Genomic DNA, 16,152 nt, shown 5'->3' with positions numbered 1-16,152 from the left:
CCAGGCCGGCGCCCACACCGGGGACGCGGCGCCCGGCGGGAACGAGGCGTACCGGGCCCGTCGGTCCCCCTAGCTCCGCTGTGACCGCGTCAGCGACAGCAGATGGCGGGCCGGTCCCGTCGGGCGGTGGCCCGTGGGCCAGACCGCGCGGAGGTCGCGGGCGAGGGAGACGTCGGCGACCGGGACGCGGACCAGGCGCCGCATGGAGAGTTCCTCGCCGACGGCGAGTTCGCTGAGGACGGCGGGGCCGGCGCCGCCGACGGCCGCGGCCTTGACCGCCGTGGTCGAGGACAGCTCGATCAGCGGCCGGGCCAGCCCGCCCAGCGCGGCGTCGAGGACCTGCCGGGTGCCGGACCCCTTCTCGCGCAGGATCAGCGGCGTCTCGGCCAGCTCGCGGGCGGCCAGCGGGGTGCGGCGGCGGGCCCAGGGGTGGCCGGGGGCGGTGACGACGATCAGCCGGTCGTGGGCGATGACCGCGCTGTCCAGGCCGGCCGGCACGCTGACGCCCTCCACGAACCCGAGGTCGGCCTCGCCGGACAGCAGCCGCCGGGCCACCGCCGAGGAGTTCCCGGCGAGCAGGGAGACCGCCGTGTCCGGCCGCTGGGCGCGCAGCGCGAGCAGCCAGCCGGGCAGCAGGTACTCGGCGATGGTCATGCTGGCCGCCACCCGCAGCCGGGAGTCCCGCCGGTCGCGCAGCGCCTGCGCCCCCGCGTCGAACGCCTCCGCCGCCTCCACGATCCGCCGCGCCCAGTCGGTGACCAGTGCCCCGGCGTCGGTGAGCCGGGAGCCGCGCGGGGAGCGGTCCACCAGGGCGACCCCGAGCTGGCGTTCCATGGACCGGATACGGCTGCTGGCGGCCGGCTGGCTGATGCCCAGGTGCCGGGCGGCCCCGCCGAGGCTGCCCAGTCTGGCCACCGCCAGCAGCAGTTCCAGGGCTCCGAGTTCCGGCACCCGGTGGGCCAGCGACCCGGTGTGCGTCCGCCCGCCCGGCTCGCCGTCTCCCGTCTCCTCCGCGCTGCTCATAACTCCAGCTTATGTGCTCATAGGGACATGCTCCCTGGTCAGCGCCGCCCGCCCCGGCGACGGTAGAGGCATGGTCACCGCAGTCCCGCCCACCGGCACCGCCGGCCGCCTTCCCGGCGCGGCCTTCCGCCCGCCCCGCGTCCCCGCCCTCCGGCACCTCGGCCCCAACTGGTACGCGTGTGTCATGGGCACCGCCATCGTGGCCACCGCCGGGGCCGCGCTCCCCTGGCGGATTCCCGGACTGCGCGCCGTCTGCGCCGCCGTCTGGGCGCTCTCCCTGGTCCTGCTGGCGGTCCTGCTGGTCGCGCGGTCCCTGCACTGGCGGTACCACCGGGACCAGGCCCGCGCCCATCTGCTGGACCCGGCGGCGGCCCCGTTCTACGGCTGCCTGGCCATGGCGCTGCTCTCCGTCGGCGGCGGCGCGCTCGCCGCCGGCCGGGACCTGCTCGGCGTACGGGCGGCGGTGGCGCTGGACGCCGTGCTGTTCACCGCCGGTACGGCCGTCGCGGTGACCGCGGCCGTCGCCGTGCCGTACCTCATGGCCGTACACCACCGGATCGAACCGGGGCAGGCCGGGCCGGTGTGGCTGCTGCCGCTGGTCGCGCCGATGGTGTCCGCCGCGCAGGGGCCGCCGCTGGCGGCGCATCTGCCGGCCGGGCAGCCCCGGGCGACCCTGCTGCTGGCCTGTCTCGGACTGTTCGGGGCGAGTCTGCTGGCGACGCTGCTGACGCTGCCGCTGGTCCTGGCCCGGCTGCTCACCGCCGGTCCGCTGCCGCTCGCCCTCACCCCGACGCTGTTCCTGGTGCTGGGCCCGCTGGGCCAGTCCACCACCGCCGCCGGCCACCTCGCGGACGCCGCCCCGCCCGGGTACGCCGTGCTCGCCGTCCTGTACGGGGTGCCCGTGACGGGCTTCGCGCTGCTGTGGCTGGCGCTGGCCTCGGCGCACGTGGTGCGGGCCCGGCGGTGCGGCATGGGCTTCTCGATGACCTGGTGGTCGTTCACCTTCCCGGTCGGCACCTGTGTCACCGGCGCGGCTTCCCTGACCCGGCACACCTCCCTGGCCGTCTGCGCCGGGCTGACGGCCGTGCTGTACGCCGTCCTGGTCGCCGCCTGGGGGGTCGCGGCGGTGCGGACGGTGCGCGGCCTGGTCAGCGGTGCGCTGCTCGCAGCGCCTCGCCCAGCACCCGGGGCGCCTCGGCCAGCGACGGTCCGTACCAGGTGAGGTGCCGTCCGCTCACCAGGGCGCAGGGCAGCCCGGGGAAGGCTTCGGGTCCGTCGCCGGCGGTGAAGCGGTACGGCTCGTCGGGCAGCACCACCAGGTCGGGGCGGGCGGCCCGCAGCTCCTGGAGCGGCACCCTGGGGTAGCGCTCGGCATGGCGGGCGTAGAGGTGGTCGACGCCGAGGCGGGCGAGCACGTCCCCGGCGAAGGTGTCCCGGCCGAGCACCATCCAGGGCCGCCGCCACACCGGCACCACGGCGGTCCGGCGGGCTCCGGGCGGCGGCGGGGACGCCCAGGCGGCCTCCGCCTCGTCCAGCCACCGGGGCCGGGAGCGGGCACCGCAGGCCGCCAGCGCCCGGGCCAGCTCGGTGAACGCCTCCGGCACCGACCGCACCTCGGTGACCAGCACCTCGACGCCCGCCGCGCGCAGGGCGGCCAGGTCGTCGGCGCGGTTCTCCTCCTCGTTGGCGAGCACCAGGTCGGGGGCGAGGGCGGCGATCCGCGCGGTGTCCGGGTTCTTGGTGCCGCCGAACCGCGGCACGTCCAGGTCGGCCGGGTGGGTGCACCAGTCGGTGGCGCCGGCCAGGGCGCCGGGCACGGTCCGGGCCACCGACTCGGTCAGCGAGGGCACCAGCGAGACCACCCGGGGCGGGGCGCTCACCGGCCCGGCCGGTCCCGGACCGCCTCGATGTGCTCGGCGACGGCGACCACGAGCAGCCGGGTGTCCGCCACCGTCGCCCGCCAGCGGTGCCGTACGCCACCGGTCAGGTACAGGGTGTCGCCGCGGCCCAGCCGGTAGGCGCGGCCCTCGGCCTCGATCTCCACGGCGCCCTCGGCCACGTACATCAACTGGTCGTTGCGGTACTGCAGTTCCCGGCCCGCGTCGTGGTCGCCGGTGAACTCCAGGGCGTGCATCTGGTGGTGGCCGCGGACCAGGGACCGCACCCGGGGTTCGGGGCCGGGTGCGCCGTCCTCGGCCCGGACCACGTCCACGCTGCACGCCGGGTCGGCGGCGGCCAGCAGCTCCACGGCGGTGGTGCGCAGCGCGTCGGCCACCTTCTCCAGGGAGCCGGTGCTGGGCCGGGCCCGGTCGTTCTCGATCTGGCTCAGGAAGGGCACGGACAGGCCGCTGCGCTCGGCCACGACGGCGAGCGTGAGCTCCAGCGCGCGACGCCGCCGGCGGACGGCCGCGCCCACCCGGAGGGGCTGTTCTTTGTGGTCGCCCATCGCTCCGGCTCCCTCCTTCGCTGGTCGTCGTGGAGTCGCGGTGCCCGGACCCCGGGCGCGAACCCTTTCGGGCTTTCCTGCACCCTACGCATGTTCGGCAAACCGTTTCATGCGCCCGTCACATGGACGTAAACGCTCCGATGGCATGGACCTACGGTTCTCGCCACCGGTCCGGCCCGTCCACCGCCCGGCCGGCCCGCCCCCGCGGAGGACGCCCGGCCCTCCTCCCGTGTTCCCGCCCGCGTGCGGTATCCGACACGCGTGCGGCTCGGGCGGAGGCTTGGCCCTCCGTGGTTGTCCGGATCCTTACGGTACTTCGCCGGGCCCGGTCCGGGAACGCCCGAGGGGCGGGCCCGTCCGCGCGATCGGTGCGGCGGGGCCCGCCCCTCGGGGCGCGACGGCGGCGGGTCAGGCCGGGGTCATCCGGGCGGCGACCTCCGGGTTCTCCTTCAGCCAGGCGGCCACCGCGTCCTCCTCGTGGCCCTGGCCGCGGTCCTTGATCTCGCTCTCCAGGCTGCCCAGCTCCTCCTCGCTCATCCGGAAGTTCTTGATCCACTCGGTGAGCCGGGGGTACCGCTCGGGGAACTCCTTGTTGGCGATCGTGTGGATCGTGTTGTTCTCGCCCCAGAGCTTCTTGGGGTCCTTGAGCTTGGTCAGCTCGTAGTCGCTGTACGCCCAGTGCGGCGACCAGAGCACCACGGCGATCGGCTCCTCCTTGGCGAGGGCGCGCTTGAGCTCGGCGAGCATCGCGGGCGTGGAGCCGTCGACGACTTCGTACTCGCCGTCCAGGCCGTAGCCCGGCAGGACCTTGGTCTTCAGCAGGTTCATCTCGCCGGTGCCGGGCTCGATGCCGATGATCTTGCCGTCGAAGCGGTCGGCCTTGCCCTTGAGGTCCGCCATGGACTTCACGTCCTTGACATAGGCGGGGACGGCGATCTCCAGCGATGTCGGCTGGTACCAGGTGCCGAGGTCGGTGAGGTCGTCCTTGCTCTTCTCCCAGTAGTTGGACTGGGCGTGCGGCAGCCAGGCGTCGAAGTTGAGGTCGATGTCACCGGAGGCCAGGCCGGTGTAGACCGGGCCGACGTCCATCTGCTTGAGGTTCAGCTCGTAGCCGCGCTCCTCCAGGACGTGCTTCCACAGGTAGGTGACCGCGATGTCCTCGTCCCACGGGAACCAGGCCACGTCCAGCGCCCGCTTGGCCTCCGCGGGCCGGTCCGCCGAGCCGGCGGCGACCGGGGCGAGCTTGTCGACGACGCCCCGGTTGGCCTTCAGCCAGGTGCGGACGGCCTCCTGCTGCCTGCCCTTGCCGGACTTGTTGATCTCGGCTTCCAGGCTGGTGAGCTGCTTCTCGGTGAGCCGGAAGTCCTTCAGCCACCCGGCGGCGGTGGGGTCGTCGTCCGCGAAGCCCTGACGGGAGAGGGTGTGCACACCGTCGCCCTCGCCCCAGGCGCCCTTGGGGTCCTCGAGCTTCTTCAGGTCGTAGTCGTTGTACGCCCAGTGCGGTGACCAGAGCGGGACGACGATCGGTTCCTTCTTGCCGATCGCTCGCTTCAGCTCGGCCAGCATCGCCGGGGTGGAGCTGTCGACGACCTTGTACTCCTTCTCCAGGCCGTACGCCTTCAGCACCTTGCTCTTCAGCAGGGCCGTCTCACCGGCGCTGGACTCGATGCCGGTGATCTTCCCGCCGAAGAGGCCGGCCTTGCCCTTGAGGTCGGCCAGGGTGTCGACGTCGTCCAGGTAGGCGGGGACGGTCAGCTCCAGGGAGGTCTTGTCGTACCAGGCGCCGAGGTCGTCCAGTCGCCCGCCGTACTTCTTCCAGTACTGCTCGTGGGTGGTGGGCAGCCAGGCGTTGGTGAAGACGTCGATGTCGCCCTGGGCGAGGGAGGTGTAGAGCGGCCCGGCGTCGAACTGCCTGGCCTCCACCTGGTAGCCGCGCTGTTCGAGGATCTCCTTCCACAGGAAGGTGGAGGCGACGCCCTCGTCCCAGGGGATGTAGCCGAGGCTGATCTTCTTGCCCTGGCCGACGTTCGTGCCGTCGGCGGTGCTCTCGGTGTCGCCGGAGCCGCCGAACAGGCCCATGCCGCCGGCCACCAGGGCCAGCACCACCACGCCGATCACGGCGACCTGCGGGCGGGGCCGGTACGACCAGATCCGCAGACCGCCCGCCGCGCGGGCCCGGGCGGCGGCGCGCCGGCCCAGCGGGGAGACCTGGGTGCCCAGGGCGCTGGTCATCCGGTCCAGGTAGATCGCGAGGATCACGATGGCGACGCCGGCCTCGGAGCCGAGGCCCACGTTGAGCTGGCCGATGGCCTCGTTGACGTCGCCGCCGAGGCCGCCGGTGCCGACCATGCCGGCGATCGCGGCCATGGACAGGCCGAGCATGATGACCTGGTTGACGCCCGCCATCACGGTGGGCAGGGCCAGCGGCAACTGCACCCGCAGCAGGGTGTTGCGGGGCGTGGTGCCGAACGCCTCGGCCGCCTCGACCAGTTCCTTGTCGACCTGCCGGATGCCCAGCTCGGTCATGCGCACGCCGGGGGCGAGCGCGAAGATCAGGGTGGCGACGATGCCCGCGGAGGCGCCGGTGCCGAAGAACAGGATGGCCGGGATGAGGTAGATCATCGCGGGCAGCGTCTGCATGAAGTCCAGCACCGGCCGGACCAGGCCGCTGACCCGGTCGGAGCGGGCCGCCCAGATGCCCACCGGGACGGCGACGACCAGCGCGATGAGGGTGGCGACCAGCACCAGCGACAGGGTGATCATCGCGTTCTCCCACAGTTCGAGGGAGACGATGAAGGCGAATCCCGCGAAGGTGAGGACACCGGCGAGGGCGCCGCGCAGCCAGAAGGCGATCACCGCGAAGATGCCGGCCAGCAGCAGCGGCTCGGGGGCCTGGAGGACGGCGTCGATGCCGTCGTACGTACCGGTGAAGACGGTCTTGCAGAAGTCGAACAGCCAGGACACATGGTCCAGCAGCCAGTCGACGGCGCTGTTGACCCAGTCGCCGAGCGGGATCCTAGGCACGGGCCATCACCTTCTCGCCGCCCTTGTCCCGGCGGGTGTCGCAGGTGCCGGGGCCGGTCTGCTCATCGCCGAGGAAGCCGATCAGGCGCTGCCGGGGGACGACCCCGACCAGGCGTTCGCCGTCCAGCACGGCCACGGCGTGCGGCACCCGGGCGCTGATCGCGCACAGCTCGGTGAACGGGGTGCCGGGCGTCGCGGTCTCGCAGTCGCAGTCGGCCTCGTCGCCGCGCGTCGCGGTGTCCATCACGGCGCCGGCGGTCAGGACCCGGGAGCGGTCGACGTCCTGGGTGAAGGAGGCGACGTAGTCGTTGGCGGGCCGGAGCAGGATGTCCTGCGCGCTGCCTATCTGCACGATGCGGCCGTCGCGCATCACCGCGATGCGGTCGCCCAGGCGCATGGCCTCGTTGAGGTCGTGGGTGATGAAGACGATGGTCTTCTTCAGGGTCTTCTGCAGCTCCAGCAACTGGTCCTGCATGTCCCGGCGGATCAGCGGGTCCAGCGCGCTGAACGACTCGTCCATCAGCAGCAGGTCGGCGTCGGTGGCGAGGGCGCGGGCCAGGCCCACGCGCTGCTGCATGCCGCCGGACAGCTCGTCGGGCCAGGACTTCTCCCAGCCGGCCAGGCCGCACAGGGCGAGCGCCTCGTCGGCGCGGCGTACGCGCTCGGCGCGGGGCACGCCCTGCACTTCCAGACCGTAGGCGGCGTTGTCGCGGACACTGCGGTGCGGGAAGAGCGCGAAGTGCTGGAAGACCATGCTGATCTTCCGGGAGCGGACCTCGCGCAGCCCCCGGTCGCCGAGTTCGGTCAGGTCCTGGCCGCCGAACCGGACGTGTCCGGCGGTCGGCTCCAGCAACCCGTTGAGCATGCGCAGCAGCGTGGACTTGCCGGACCCGGACAGGCCCATGACGACGAAGATCTCGCCGGGTTCCACGGTGAAGGAGGCGTCGATGACCGCGGCCGTGATGCCGTCGGCGCGCAGCTCCTCCCGGTCGGTTCCCTCGCGCAGTCGTTCGACTGCCTGATCCGGTTTTCTGCCGAACACCTTGTACAGGTGCTCGGCCTCAAGCCTGGCTGACACACTGACCTCTTGGCTCGGGGACAAGGACGGGGCCCGGAGACCGACTGACACCGGTAACAAAGTTGAACGAATCAACCAGCGCTGGCCCGGCTCGGCGCCTGCCCCGATCCCCCTCACCCAAACACAACAGTGACCTGGTTCACATCCAGCCCCCGCGAGCTGCGGCATGATGCGGAGCGTGACCGGACGACTGATGCTCCTCGACACCGCCTCCCTCTACTTCCGCGCCTACTTCGGCGTCCCCGAGTCGGTGAAGGCCCCCGACGGCACGCCGGTGAACGCCGTGCGCGGACTGCTGGACTTCATCGACCGCTTGGTGAAGGACCACCGGCCCGACCACCTGGTGGCCTGCATGGACGCCGACTGGCGCCCGGCCTGGCGGGTGGAGCTGATCCCCTCCTACAAGGCGCACCGGGTGGCCGAGGAGCGCCCGGCGGGACCGGACCGGGAGGAGGTGCCCGACACGCTGTCCCCGCAGGTCCCGGTCATCGAGGCGGTCCTGGACGCCGTCGGCATCGCCCGCGTCGGCGTGCCCGGGTACGAGGCCGACGACGTGATCGGCACGTACACCGCGCGGGCGGAGGGCCCGGTCGACATCGTCACCGGCGACCGCGACCTGTACCAACTGGTCGACGACGCCCGCGGGGTGCGGGTGCTGTACCCGGTCAAGGGCGTCGGCACCCTGGCCCTCACCGACGAGGCGGCCCTGCGCGAGAAGTACGGCGTTGACGGCCCCGGCTACGCCGATCTGGCGCTGCTGCGCGGCGACCCCAGCGACGGCCTGCCCGGTGTGCCGGGGGTCGGCGAGAAGACGGCGGCCAAGCTGCTCGCCGAGTTCGGGGACCTGGCCGGCATCCTGGCCGCGATCGACGACCCCGGCGCGAAACTCACCCCGGCGCAGCGCCGCAGGCTCGCCGAGGCGCGGCCGTATCTCGCGGTGGCCCCCAAGGTGGTCCGGGTCGCGGACGACGTGCCGCTGCCCGAGGTCGCCACCGAGCTGCCGAAGGCGCCGCGCGACCCCGGGGCGCTGGACGCGCTGACCGCCCGCTGGGGCCTGGGCGGATCGCTGGAGCGGCTGCTGACGACGCTGCGCTCCTGACCGTCCGCGGGTGCGCGGCGCATCACCGTGACGCCGGGGGGAAACCGTACGGTGCGGGTCCCGGTGGACACGGGGGAGGCCGGTGAGACGTCCGTCCATGAGGTGTCGACTGGGGAAGGGATGCTAACTTAGGTTTACCTAACTCAGGGACAGGGAGGCCGTCATGGCAGACCGACCGGGACGCAAGCCGCGGAAGCCGCATTCCGCACAGGTCGTCCGCACCGAGCGGCTCACCCCGCACATGCAGCGCGTCGTTCTCGGCGGTGAGGGACTCGCCGGCTTCTCCGCGGACACCTGCACCGACCACTATGTGAAGCTCCTCTTCCCCGCGGGGGGCGCGAGCTACCCGGACCCCTTCGACCTGGAGCGGATCCGCGCGGAGTTCCCCCGCGAGCAGTGGCCGGTGACCCGGACCTACACGGTCCGGCAGTGGGACGCCGAGCAGCGCGAGCTGACCCTGGACTTCGTGATCCACGGCGACGAGGGGCTGGCCGGTCCCTGGGCCCGGGACGCCCGGCCCGGCGAGACCATCCTCTTCCTGGGCCCCGGCGGCGCCTACGCCCCCGACCCGGCCGCCGACTGGCATCTGCTCGCCGGTGACGAGAGCGCGCTGCCCGCGATCGCGCGCTCCCTGGAGTCCCTTCCGGACGGCGCCCGCGCCTTCGCCTTCGTGGAGGTCGCCGGTCCGGAGGAGGAGCAGAAGATCGACTCCGATGTGGCGGTGGTCTGGCTGCACCGCGGGGACCGGCCGGTGGGCGAGGCCCTGGTCGAGGCCGTGCGGGGGCTGGACTTCCCCGAGGGCCGGGTGCACGCCTTCGTGCACGGCGAGGCGGGCTGCGTGAAGGAACTGCGCAGACTGCTCCGCGTGGAGCGCGGGATACCCCGCGAGGACCTCTCCATCTCCGGCTACTGGCGGCTCGGCCACAACGAGGACGGCTGGCAGGCGTCGAAGCGGGAGTGGAACGCCCGCGTCGAGGCCGAGCAGGAGGGCACGACTGCGGCACCGGCCGCGTGAGTCGCCTTTTCTGGACTTCTCTTCCGGGCCGGGCTGCTCTTGCGGGGCCTGCCGCGCGGTCCGGCGCGGGGGCCCGGGCGGTCAGTCGCCCCGGACGCGGGCGTGCAGGTGCATGTCGTGCCAGCCGTCGGGGTGCAGCAGGGCGCTGCGCTTGGTGCCCTCCAGGGTGAACCCGGTCCGGCGGGCCACCGCGCAGGACGCCTCGTTGGCCAGGGCGTGGGTCAGTTCCAGCCGGTGCAGGCCGACCTCGTCCAGGGCCCAGCGGACCAGCGCCGCCGTGGCCCGGGCGGCGACGCCCCGGCCGCGGGCCGCCGCCACCGTCCAGTAGGCCACCTCGGCCACCCCGTCGCCGAGCAGGATGTCGCGCAGGGCGACCCGGCCGAGCAGCCGGTCGGTGGCCGCGTCGGCGACCGCCCACTGCGCGGTCCGCTCCCCCGCCCAGCCCTGCCGCCACTCGGCGATCCAGGTCCGCACCTCGTCCACGGAGTCGGCGGTGCGGATGTGCCACTGGTGCATCGCCGGGTCCTGGAAGGCGTCGTGGACGGCGGGCGCGTCGTCGTCCCGCCAGGGCCGCAGCACCAGCCCGTCCCCGGTGGGCAGGGTGGGCTGGGGCATACCGGAGAGGGTGCCGGCGGGAAGCACCGGTCGCGTGAGGTAGGGCATGATCCGCATCCTGCCCGGGGCGCCCCTCCCAGGACAGCGGTTTTCGCCGCCGGACGCCCCGGCCTACCCTTGCGGTCGATGAGACGCCGCACCCCTCCCCCGCCCTCCCCGCTGCCCCAGCGCGACGGGGTGGACCCCGTACGGCTGCGGCTGCCCGCCCGCGGTCCCTGGGCCACCGTCGGCGACCACCTCGTGGAACGGCTCTCCGGCGCAGGACCCGGCGTCGTCGCGGCCCTCTTCGCCGAGGGCCGGGTGGTCGGTGCCGACGGCCGCCCGGTCGCCGCGGACGCGCCGTACGAACCCGGCCGGTACGTCTGGTTCCACCGCGCCCTGCCCACCGAGGTGCCCGTCCCCTTCCCCCTGGAGGTCCGCTACCGCGACGAGCACATCGTCGTCGCCGACAAGCCGCACTTCCTCGCCACCACCCCGCGCGGCGGCCACGTCGCCGAGACCGCCCTCGCCAGGCTCCGCCGGGACCTGGGCGTCCCCGCCCTCACCGCCGCCCACCGCCTCGACCGGCTCACCGCCGGCCTGGTGCTGTTCACCGTGCGGCCCGAGGAACGCGGCGCCTACCAGACCCTCTTCCGCGACCGCCTGGTCCACAAGGAGTACGAGGCCGTCGCCCCGTACGCCCCTGATCTCGCCCTGCCCCGGACCGTACGCAGCCGGATCGTCAAGGAGCGCGGGGTGCTGACCGCCCGCGAGGTCGAGGGCGAGCCCAACGCCGTCAGCCGCGTCGAACTGGTCGGCCACCGCCCGGGACCGGGCGCCGGCCTGGGCCGGTACCGCCTGGTGCCCGCCACCGGGCAGACACATCAGCTCCGCGTCCACATGACCGCGCTCGGCGTCCCGATCCTCGGCGATCCCCTCTACCCCGAGGTGAGCGCCGCCCGGCCGGCCGGTGACTTCCGGCGTCCGCTGCAACTGCTCGCCCGGACACTGGCGTTCACCGACCCCGTCACCGGACGGGAGCACCGCTTCCGCAGCGGACGCGCCCTGACCGCCTGGACCTCGTACGAGGACTGGGCCGCCGGTCACTGACCGCGCCACCACCGCAGGAACCGCTGCCAGGCGCCGCGCGGCCGCTCCGGCCCGTCGACGGCCACGGACGGCGGCACGGAATCGCCCGGCACCCGCACGCCCTGCCGCACGGGCCCCTCGCCCGGTTCGGACCGCTCGGCCGGGGCGGGCCACCTGCCCGGTTCGGGCTCCTCGGCCGGGGCGGGCCACTCGGGCCGCTCGGGCTCCCGCTCGGGCCGGTCCGGTGACGGCGCCTCCGGCCAGGCCGGCGTGGTGACCGTGCCGGCCGCCGGCCCGGCCGACAGCTCCGGCAGCGGGGCGCCCACGTGCCAGGGCGCCCGCGGCGGCGGCACCGGCGTATGGCTCGGCTGCTGCCGCACGTCCTGCGGCGGCCTGGGCTCGAACCGCACCGGCAGCCTCACCAGATGCCGGGAGGCGATCGAGGACCGCCAGGTCAACTCTTCTTCGGGCACCGCCAGTCGCACATCCGGCAGCCGCATCAGCAGCGCGTCCACACCGGCGTCGGCGATGGCCCGGCCGATGTCCTGCCCGGGGCACTCGTGCGGGCCGCCGCCGAAGGCGAGGTGGGCGCGGTTGCCCTGCATACCGGCCGAGAGGTCGGGCCGGATCCGCGGGTCGACGTTGCCCGGCGCGATACCGAACAGCAGCCCGTCGCCCTGCCGGATCCGCTGTCCGCCCAACTCGGTGTCCTGCTTGGCGAAGTAGGCGAAGATCGTGCTGAACGGCGGCTCGTCCCACAGCGACTGCTCGACCGCCTCGGGCACGGTCATCTGCCCGCCGTTCAACTGGGCGCGGAACCCGGGGTCGGTGAGAACCACGCGCAGCACGTTGGAGAGGAGGTTCGCGGTGTTCTCGTACCCCGCGAACAGCACCAGCCGCAGGTGCTCGCGGACCTCGTCGTCGGTGAGCCGGGCCGGGTGGTTGATGAGGTGGGTGGTGAAGTCCTCGGCGGGTTCGGCCCGGCGGCGCGCGGTGAGCCGGCTCAGCACCTCCATCACGTGGTCGTGGCTGGCGATCGCCGTCTCGGTGCCCTTCAGGGCGTCCCGCGCAGCCTCCACCAGCCGGTCGTCGTAGTCCCTCGCCATGCCGAGGATCTCGCACATCACTCCCATCGGCAGGTGCTCGGCGAACTGGCCGACCAGGTCGGCCCGCCCGGCCTCGCAGAACCGGTTGACCAGGCGCTGGGTGTGCCGCTGGATGTGGCGGCGCAGACTCCGGTAGTCGATCGTGGACAGGGCGCCCGAGACCGCGCCGCGCAGCCGCTTGTGCTCGTCGCCCTCGGTGTGCGAGGCGATGGGCTGCCAGGCGATGTGCGGCATCAGCGGATGGTCGGGCCTGACCATGCCCTCCTTCAGCGGGGTCCAGATCCGGCTGTCCCGGCAGAACTGCGAGGGCGAACTCACCATGAGCAGGTTCTCCGCGTGGCCGAGGACCACCCAGACCGGCACGTCGTCGTGGAGCAGCGCCGGCGCCACCGGCCCGTACCGCTCCCGGAGTTCCTCGTACAGTCCTTCCAGGTCGTCCGCTTCGGCGAGCCGGTGCAGTCCCCCGGGCCCGAGGCCGTGGGCGGGGCATCCGGGGGGCGGGCCGGTGGGGGGCTCTCCCGTGGCGGTCGGGGCGGGGGATTCAGGCATCACAGTGATCGCTCCGAGACTGAGGCGGGCCGGGTGGCACAGGGCGGGCGGGGATACGCGGTCAGGTGAGCGCGCCGGTCATGGCGAGGGAGTGCAGGAAGCGCATCAGGGTCATCAGCACGTCCCGGCTGGAGGCCCTGCGGCGCACGTCGCACTCGACGATCGGGATGTCCTCGGACAGGTCGAGGGCGGTGCGCAGCTCGTCGACGGGGTGGCGGGGGGCGTCCGGGAAGGCGTTGAGGCCCACCACGAACGGCACGCCGCGCTCCTCCAGCTTCCCCATCACGTCGAAGCTGGACTCCAGGCGCCGGGTGTCCACCAGCACCACCGCGCCGAGCGCGCCCTCGAACAGCCCGTTCCACAGGAACCAGAAGCGCTCCTGGCCGGGGGTGCCGAACAAATAGAGCACCAGTTGCTCGGTGATGCTGATGCGGCCGAAGTCCATGGCGACGGTGGTGGCCGTCTTGGTGGGGGAACCGAAGTCGTCGTCGACCCCGATGCCGGCCTGGGTCATGGTCTCCTCGGTGGTCAGCGGTCTGATCTCGCTGACCGAACCGACCATGGTGGTCTTGCCGACGCCGAAGCCGCCCACGATGACGATCTTCACCGCCGTCTCGGCGGTGGGCGGCAGCCGGTCCTCCGTGCGCGGGCCGGTCATCGTGTCAGAGCCTTTGCAGTCCATGCATCACCGCTTCGAGAAGTAATCGGTCGGCAACCTTCTGTCGGACGATCGGCGCCCGCGCCTCGACCAGTTCGTGCGCCAGCAACCCGGTGAGCAGGACGGTCACCACGCTGAACGGCAGCGCCAGATAGGCCGACAGTTCCGCCACGGACAGGGGCGCCGCGCAGAGCCGGAGCAGGGCGGCCTGTTCCGGTGTGGCCGACACGGGCGGGTCGGCGCGCGCCACGATCAGCGTCACCAGGTCGATGTCGGCGCGCTCGCCCCCGCCCTCATCGCCGTCACCGCCTTCACCGCCGATCACGAAGAGCCGCTCGGGGTTGCCCTTCGGGCCCGGACCGCCGCCCGGGGTGGCCGTGCCCCTGTCGGGGGGCGGTACGGGGGGTGCCTGCCGGGGGGTTCGCCTCTGGCGCCGGGGAGGAGTCATACGGTCTGCCCGTTGCGCCGGGCCGGGCTGGTCAGGTGGGGGCCGATCCGGGCGACCAGGTCGGCCATGCGGTTGCTCATCCGCCCGGGTTCGCAGGTGACGTCGGAGAGCACGGCCAGATAGGCGTTGGGACCGGCGGCCATCAGATAGAAGTAGCCGCCGTTGATCTCGATGATGACGAGCTTCATCCGGCCGTCGCTGCCCGGGATCTCCTGGGCCACCGCACCGGCCAGGCTCTGCAGGCCCGCGCAGGCGGCGGCGACCCGGTCGGCGGCGTCGGGGTCGCCGGAGTAGCGGGCGATGCGCAGTCCGTCGGCGGAGAGCACCACGATCATCTCGACACCCGGGACACCGTTGTAGAGATCCCTGAGCATCCAGTCGAACTTGCCTTGCTGCTCGATCACTTGAGGTCTCCCTCGTCGTCGGCCGGGGTGGGGGCCGGCTCTTGGGTGTGGTGGGCGAATGCGTTGGGGTTCGGGGCGCTCCGGAGGCCCTCCCAGAAGGCCGCGACCCACTGGCCGGGCGGGGGCTCCTCGTCCTGCTCCGCCTCGGGCTCGGCTTCCGGCCGGGAGGCGGCCCAGGCGGTCCGGGCCCGCTCGGCGGCCGCGCGGGCCTCGCGCTCGGCGTCCTCCCGCTCCCAGCGGGCCTGCTCGGCCAGCCGCTGGCTGAGCGGCATCTTCATCCGGCTGCGGCGCTGCGGCAGCCCTCCGGCGGTCCACTCGGTGACCTCGGGGAGGTCGTCCTCCAGGGAGACGCCGGCCGGGATGAGGGGGTTGGTGGGCCGCCGCTTCTTGGGCTTGCGGGCCGGACCGGGCAGGGCGTCGGGGCCCGGCTTGGGGATGGAGATCGCGCCGATGCCGTGGGCCAGGCCGACGCCGGGCTCGGTGGTCATCATGTCGCTCGGCACGATGAGGACGGCGCGGACCCCGCCGTACGCGGAGGGCCGCAGGGAGACCTGCATCTTGTGCGCCGTGCACAGGCGGCCGACGACGGCCAGGCCCAGGCGCGGCTGCCCGGCGAGGTCCTGGAGGTCGGTGCCCGCCTTGGCGCGCTCCAGCAGGGCCTCGATCCGCAGCCGGGACTCCTCGCTGAGGTTGACGCCGGCGTCCTCGATCTCGATGCAGACGCCGGTCTGCACCTCGGTCGCGGTGACGTGCACCTTGGTGTTGGGCGGCGAGTAGCGGGTGGCGTTGTCGAGCAGCTCGGCCGCGGCGTGGATGACCGGTTCGACCGCGGTGCCCTTGATGTTGACCTTGGCGATGGAGGCCAGGTGGATGCGGCGGTACTCCAGGATCCGGGACATGGCGCCGCGCAGCACGCTGTAGAGGGCGACGGGCAGGGGCCACTGGCGTCCGGGCCGGCCGCCGCCGAGGACGGAGATGGAGTCGGCGAGGCGGCCGATCATCGCCGTGCCGTGGTCGATGCGGAGCAGGTCGTCGAAGACCTCGGGGTTGCGGCCGTGGTCCTCCTCCATCTCCCGCAGTTCCGTGTTCTGCTGGTGGACGATGGCCTGCATACGGCGGGCGATGTCGACGAAGGAGCGCTGGGCGGAGTCGCGGAGGGCGTCTTCCTGCTCGACGATCTCCAGGACCATGCGGATCAGCTTCCGCTGCGGCTTGCCGAGTCCGGCACAGGACGGGTCGAGCTGGTCCAGGTGCAGCATCACCTCGCGCGGGGTGTGTCCCCGGCGCATGTAGTGCAGCGCGGCAGGCAGGATCTCCCGGCCGATGCGGGTCATCTCCTCCTCGTGGCCGGCGATCCGCCGCTCCAGATACGCGCTGTGACGGGCGTGTTCGGCCCGCAGGGCACTGACGACCCGGCCGCGGCGGGCCGCTTCGGCTCCCGTCGCGATGACGAGGAGGGTGGCGAGCGCGCCGCACCAGCCGACGGCGGTCCGGGCCTGCTCCGTCACCGCGGCGACGGCGGACCCGGTCGCCGCGGCCATCAGTATGGCGGGCAGCAACAGCACCCGGGCGTGCGGAAGTCGGCGGTGATCTGGAGGGGAAGCAACACTCACCATGTA

At 73.3% G+C, this 16,152-nt stretch carries 15 protein-coding genes; 4 read left to right on the top strand and 11 right to left on the bottom strand.

Translation table 11 applies throughout. The features are described 5' to 3' along the window. Nucleotides 1-69: 69 nt before the first annotated feature. Nucleotides 70-1,023, bottom strand: coding sequence for a LysR family transcriptional regulator (locus IE316_RS22950; RefSeq protein ID WP_190206330.1), 954 nt, complete (start codon nucleotides 1,021-1,023; stop codon nucleotides 70-72). 70 nt (nucleotides 1,024-1,093) lie between these two features. Between IE316_RS22950 and IE316_RS22945 the strand changes: the two genes are divergently transcribed. Next, nucleotides 1,094-2,245, top strand: coding sequence for a TDT family transporter (locus IE316_RS22945; protein WP_190206329.1), 1,152 nt, complete (start codon nucleotides 1,094-1,096; stop codon nucleotides 2,243-2,245). Here the strand turns inward: IE316_RS22945 and IE316_RS22940 are convergent. The 4 genes from IE316_RS22940 to IE316_RS22925 all read right to left on the bottom strand — a co-directional run bounded on the left by IE316_RS22940 (nucleotide 2,172) and on the right by IE316_RS22925 (nucleotide 7,571). Next, the gene (locus IE316_RS22940) at nucleotides 2,172-2,903 is read right to left on the bottom strand and encodes a helical backbone metal receptor (RefSeq protein WP_190206328.1); all 732 of its coding nucleotides are present in this window, start codon (nucleotides 2,901-2,903) and stop codon (nucleotides 2,172-2,174) included. The two genes, IE316_RS22945 and IE316_RS22940, sit on opposite strands and share 74 nt — an antisense overlap. Beyond that, nucleotides 2,900-3,469, bottom strand: coding sequence for a helix-turn-helix domain-containing protein (locus IE316_RS22935; RefSeq protein ID WP_190206327.1), 570 nt, complete (start codon nucleotides 3,467-3,469; stop codon nucleotides 2,900-2,902). Before IE316_RS22935 ends, IE316_RS22940 begins: the two co-directional genes overlap by 4 nt. A gap of 408 nt (nucleotides 3,470-3,877) precedes the next feature. Next, a complete protein-coding gene (locus tag IE316_RS22930) occupies nucleotides 3,878-6,493 on the bottom strand; it encodes an ABC transporter permease/substrate binding protein (protein WP_190206326.1) in 2,616 nt (871 codons plus the stop codon). Further along, entirely contained in the window at nucleotides 6,486-7,571 is a 1,086-nt protein-coding gene (locus IE316_RS22925) for a quaternary amine ABC transporter ATP-binding protein (RefSeq protein ID WP_190206325.1), read from the bottom strand. Before IE316_RS22925 ends, IE316_RS22930 begins: the two co-directional genes overlap by 8 nt. A gap of 169 nt (nucleotides 7,572-7,740) precedes the next feature. Here IE316_RS22925 and IE316_RS22920 point away from each other — a divergent pair, with 169 nt between their 5' ends. Together IE316_RS22920 and IE316_RS22915 are read left to right on the top strand one after the other, a co-directional pair. Next, nucleotides 7,741-8,670, top strand: a complete 930-nt coding sequence (locus IE316_RS22920) for a 5'-3' exonuclease (protein ID WP_229910535.1) — start codon at nucleotides 7,741-7,743, stop codon at nucleotides 8,668-8,670. Between the two features lie 163 nt (nucleotides 8,671-8,833). Next, nucleotides 8,834-9,685, top strand: coding sequence for a siderophore-interacting protein (locus IE316_RS22915; protein ID WP_190206324.1), 852 nt, complete (start codon nucleotides 8,834-8,836; stop codon nucleotides 9,683-9,685). Between the two features lie 81 nt (nucleotides 9,686-9,766). Here IE316_RS22915 and IE316_RS22910 read toward each other — a convergent pair whose 3' ends face one another. Then, a complete protein-coding gene (locus tag IE316_RS22910; RefSeq protein WP_190206323.1) occupies nucleotides 9,767-10,348 on the bottom strand; it encodes a GNAT family N-acetyltransferase in 582 nt (193 codons plus the stop codon). Nucleotides 10,349-10,426: 78 nt separating this feature from the next. Here IE316_RS22910 and IE316_RS22905 point away from each other — a divergent pair, with 78 nt between their 5' ends. Continuing rightward, nucleotides 10,427-11,389 (top strand): RluA family pseudouridine synthase, encoded by a 963-nt coding sequence (locus IE316_RS22905; RefSeq protein WP_190206322.1) that lies wholly within the window; start codon nucleotides 10,427-10,429, stop codon nucleotides 11,387-11,389. On the opposite strand, the gene IE316_RS22900 is transcribed toward IE316_RS22905, so the two are convergent. The 5 genes from IE316_RS22900 to IE316_RS22880 form a co-directional block, all read right to left on the bottom strand. Further along, nucleotides 11,383-13,023, bottom strand: a complete 1,641-nt coding sequence (locus IE316_RS22900; RefSeq protein ID WP_434094227.1) for a cytochrome P450 — start codon at nucleotides 13,021-13,023, stop codon at nucleotides 11,383-11,385. The genes IE316_RS22905 and IE316_RS22900 overlap by 7 nt on opposite strands. 61 nt (nucleotides 13,024-13,084) lie before the next feature. Continuing rightward, nucleotides 13,085-13,705 carry a GTP-binding protein gene (locus IE316_RS22895; protein WP_190206320.1) on the bottom strand — a complete coding sequence of 207 codons (621 nt, stop codon included), beginning with the start codon at nucleotides 13,703-13,705 and terminating at the stop codon, nucleotides 13,085-13,087. Next, nucleotides 13,686-14,129 carry a DUF742 domain-containing protein gene (locus tag IE316_RS22890; RefSeq protein ID WP_190206319.1) on the bottom strand — a complete coding sequence of 148 codons (444 nt, stop codon included), beginning with the start codon at nucleotides 14,127-14,129 and terminating at the stop codon, nucleotides 13,686-13,688. Before IE316_RS22890 ends, IE316_RS22895 begins: the two co-directional genes overlap by 20 nt. Then, nucleotides 14,126-14,503, bottom strand: a complete 378-nt coding sequence (locus IE316_RS22885) for a roadblock/LC7 domain-containing protein (RefSeq protein ID WP_373311278.1) — start codon at nucleotides 14,501-14,503, stop codon at nucleotides 14,126-14,128. The genes IE316_RS22890 and IE316_RS22885 overlap by 4 nt, the downstream gene beginning before the upstream one ends. A gap of 26 nt (nucleotides 14,504-14,529) precedes the next feature. Beyond that, nucleotides 14,530-16,149 carry a sensor histidine kinase gene (locus IE316_RS22880; protein WP_190206317.1) on the bottom strand — a complete coding sequence of 540 codons (1,620 nt, stop codon included), beginning with the start codon at nucleotides 16,147-16,149 and terminating at the stop codon, nucleotides 14,530-14,532. Nucleotides 16,150-16,152: the final 3 nt, after the last annotated feature.

Origin of the sequence: Streptomyces fumanus (assembly GCF_014655295.1) — a bacterium.
GTDB classification, from domain to species: domain Bacteria; phylum Actinomycetota; class Actinomycetes; order Streptomycetales; family Streptomycetaceae; genus Streptomyces; species Streptomyces fumanus.
The sequence above is the reverse complement of the archived record's forward strand: the minus strand, read 5'-3'. Positions and strand labels throughout refer to the sequence as shown.

Coding starts and splice junctions, on each gene's coding strand:
- IE316_RS22885 (WP_373311278.1), bottom strand. CDS start 14,503: ATGCTCAGGGATCTCTACAACGGTGTCCCGGGTGTCGAGATGATCGTG.
- IE316_RS22935 (WP_190206327.1), bottom strand. CDS start 3,469: ATGGGCGACCACAAAGAACAGCCCCTCCGGGTGGGCGCGGCCGTCCGC.
- IE316_RS22895 (WP_190206320.1), bottom strand. CDS start 13,705: ATGGACTGCAAAGGCTCTGACACGATGACCGGCCCGCGCACGGAGGAC.
- IE316_RS22945 (WP_190206329.1), top strand. CDS start 1,094: ATGGTCACCGCAGTCCCGCCCACCGGCACCGCCGGCCGCCTTCCCGGC.
- IE316_RS22880 (WP_190206317.1), bottom strand. CDS start 16,149: ATGGTGAGTGTTGCTTCCCCTCCAGATCACCGCCGACTTCCGCACGCC.
- IE316_RS22900 (WP_434094227.1), bottom strand. CDS start 13,023: ATGCCTGAATCCCCCGCCCCGACCGCCACGGGAGAGCCCCCCACCGGC.
- IE316_RS22905 (WP_190206322.1), top strand. CDS start 10,427: ATGAGACGCCGCACCCCTCCCCCGCCCTCCCCGCTGCCCCAGCGCGAC.
- IE316_RS22910 (WP_190206323.1), bottom strand. CDS start 10,348: ATGCCCTACCTCACGCGACCGGTGCTTCCCGCCGGCACCCTCTCCGGT.
- IE316_RS22950 (WP_190206330.1), bottom strand. CDS start 1,023: ATGAGCAGCGCGGAGGAGACGGGAGACGGCGAGCCGGGCGGGCGGACG.
- IE316_RS22920 (WP_229910535.1), top strand. CDS start 7,741: ATGCGGAGCGTGACCGGACGACTGATGCTCCTCGACACCGCCTCCCTC.
- IE316_RS22890 (WP_190206319.1), bottom strand. CDS start 14,129: ATGACTCCTCCCCGGCGCCAGAGGCGAACCCCCCGGCAGGCACCCCCC.
- IE316_RS22915 (WP_190206324.1), top strand. CDS start 8,834: ATGGCAGACCGACCGGGACGCAAGCCGCGGAAGCCGCATTCCGCACAG.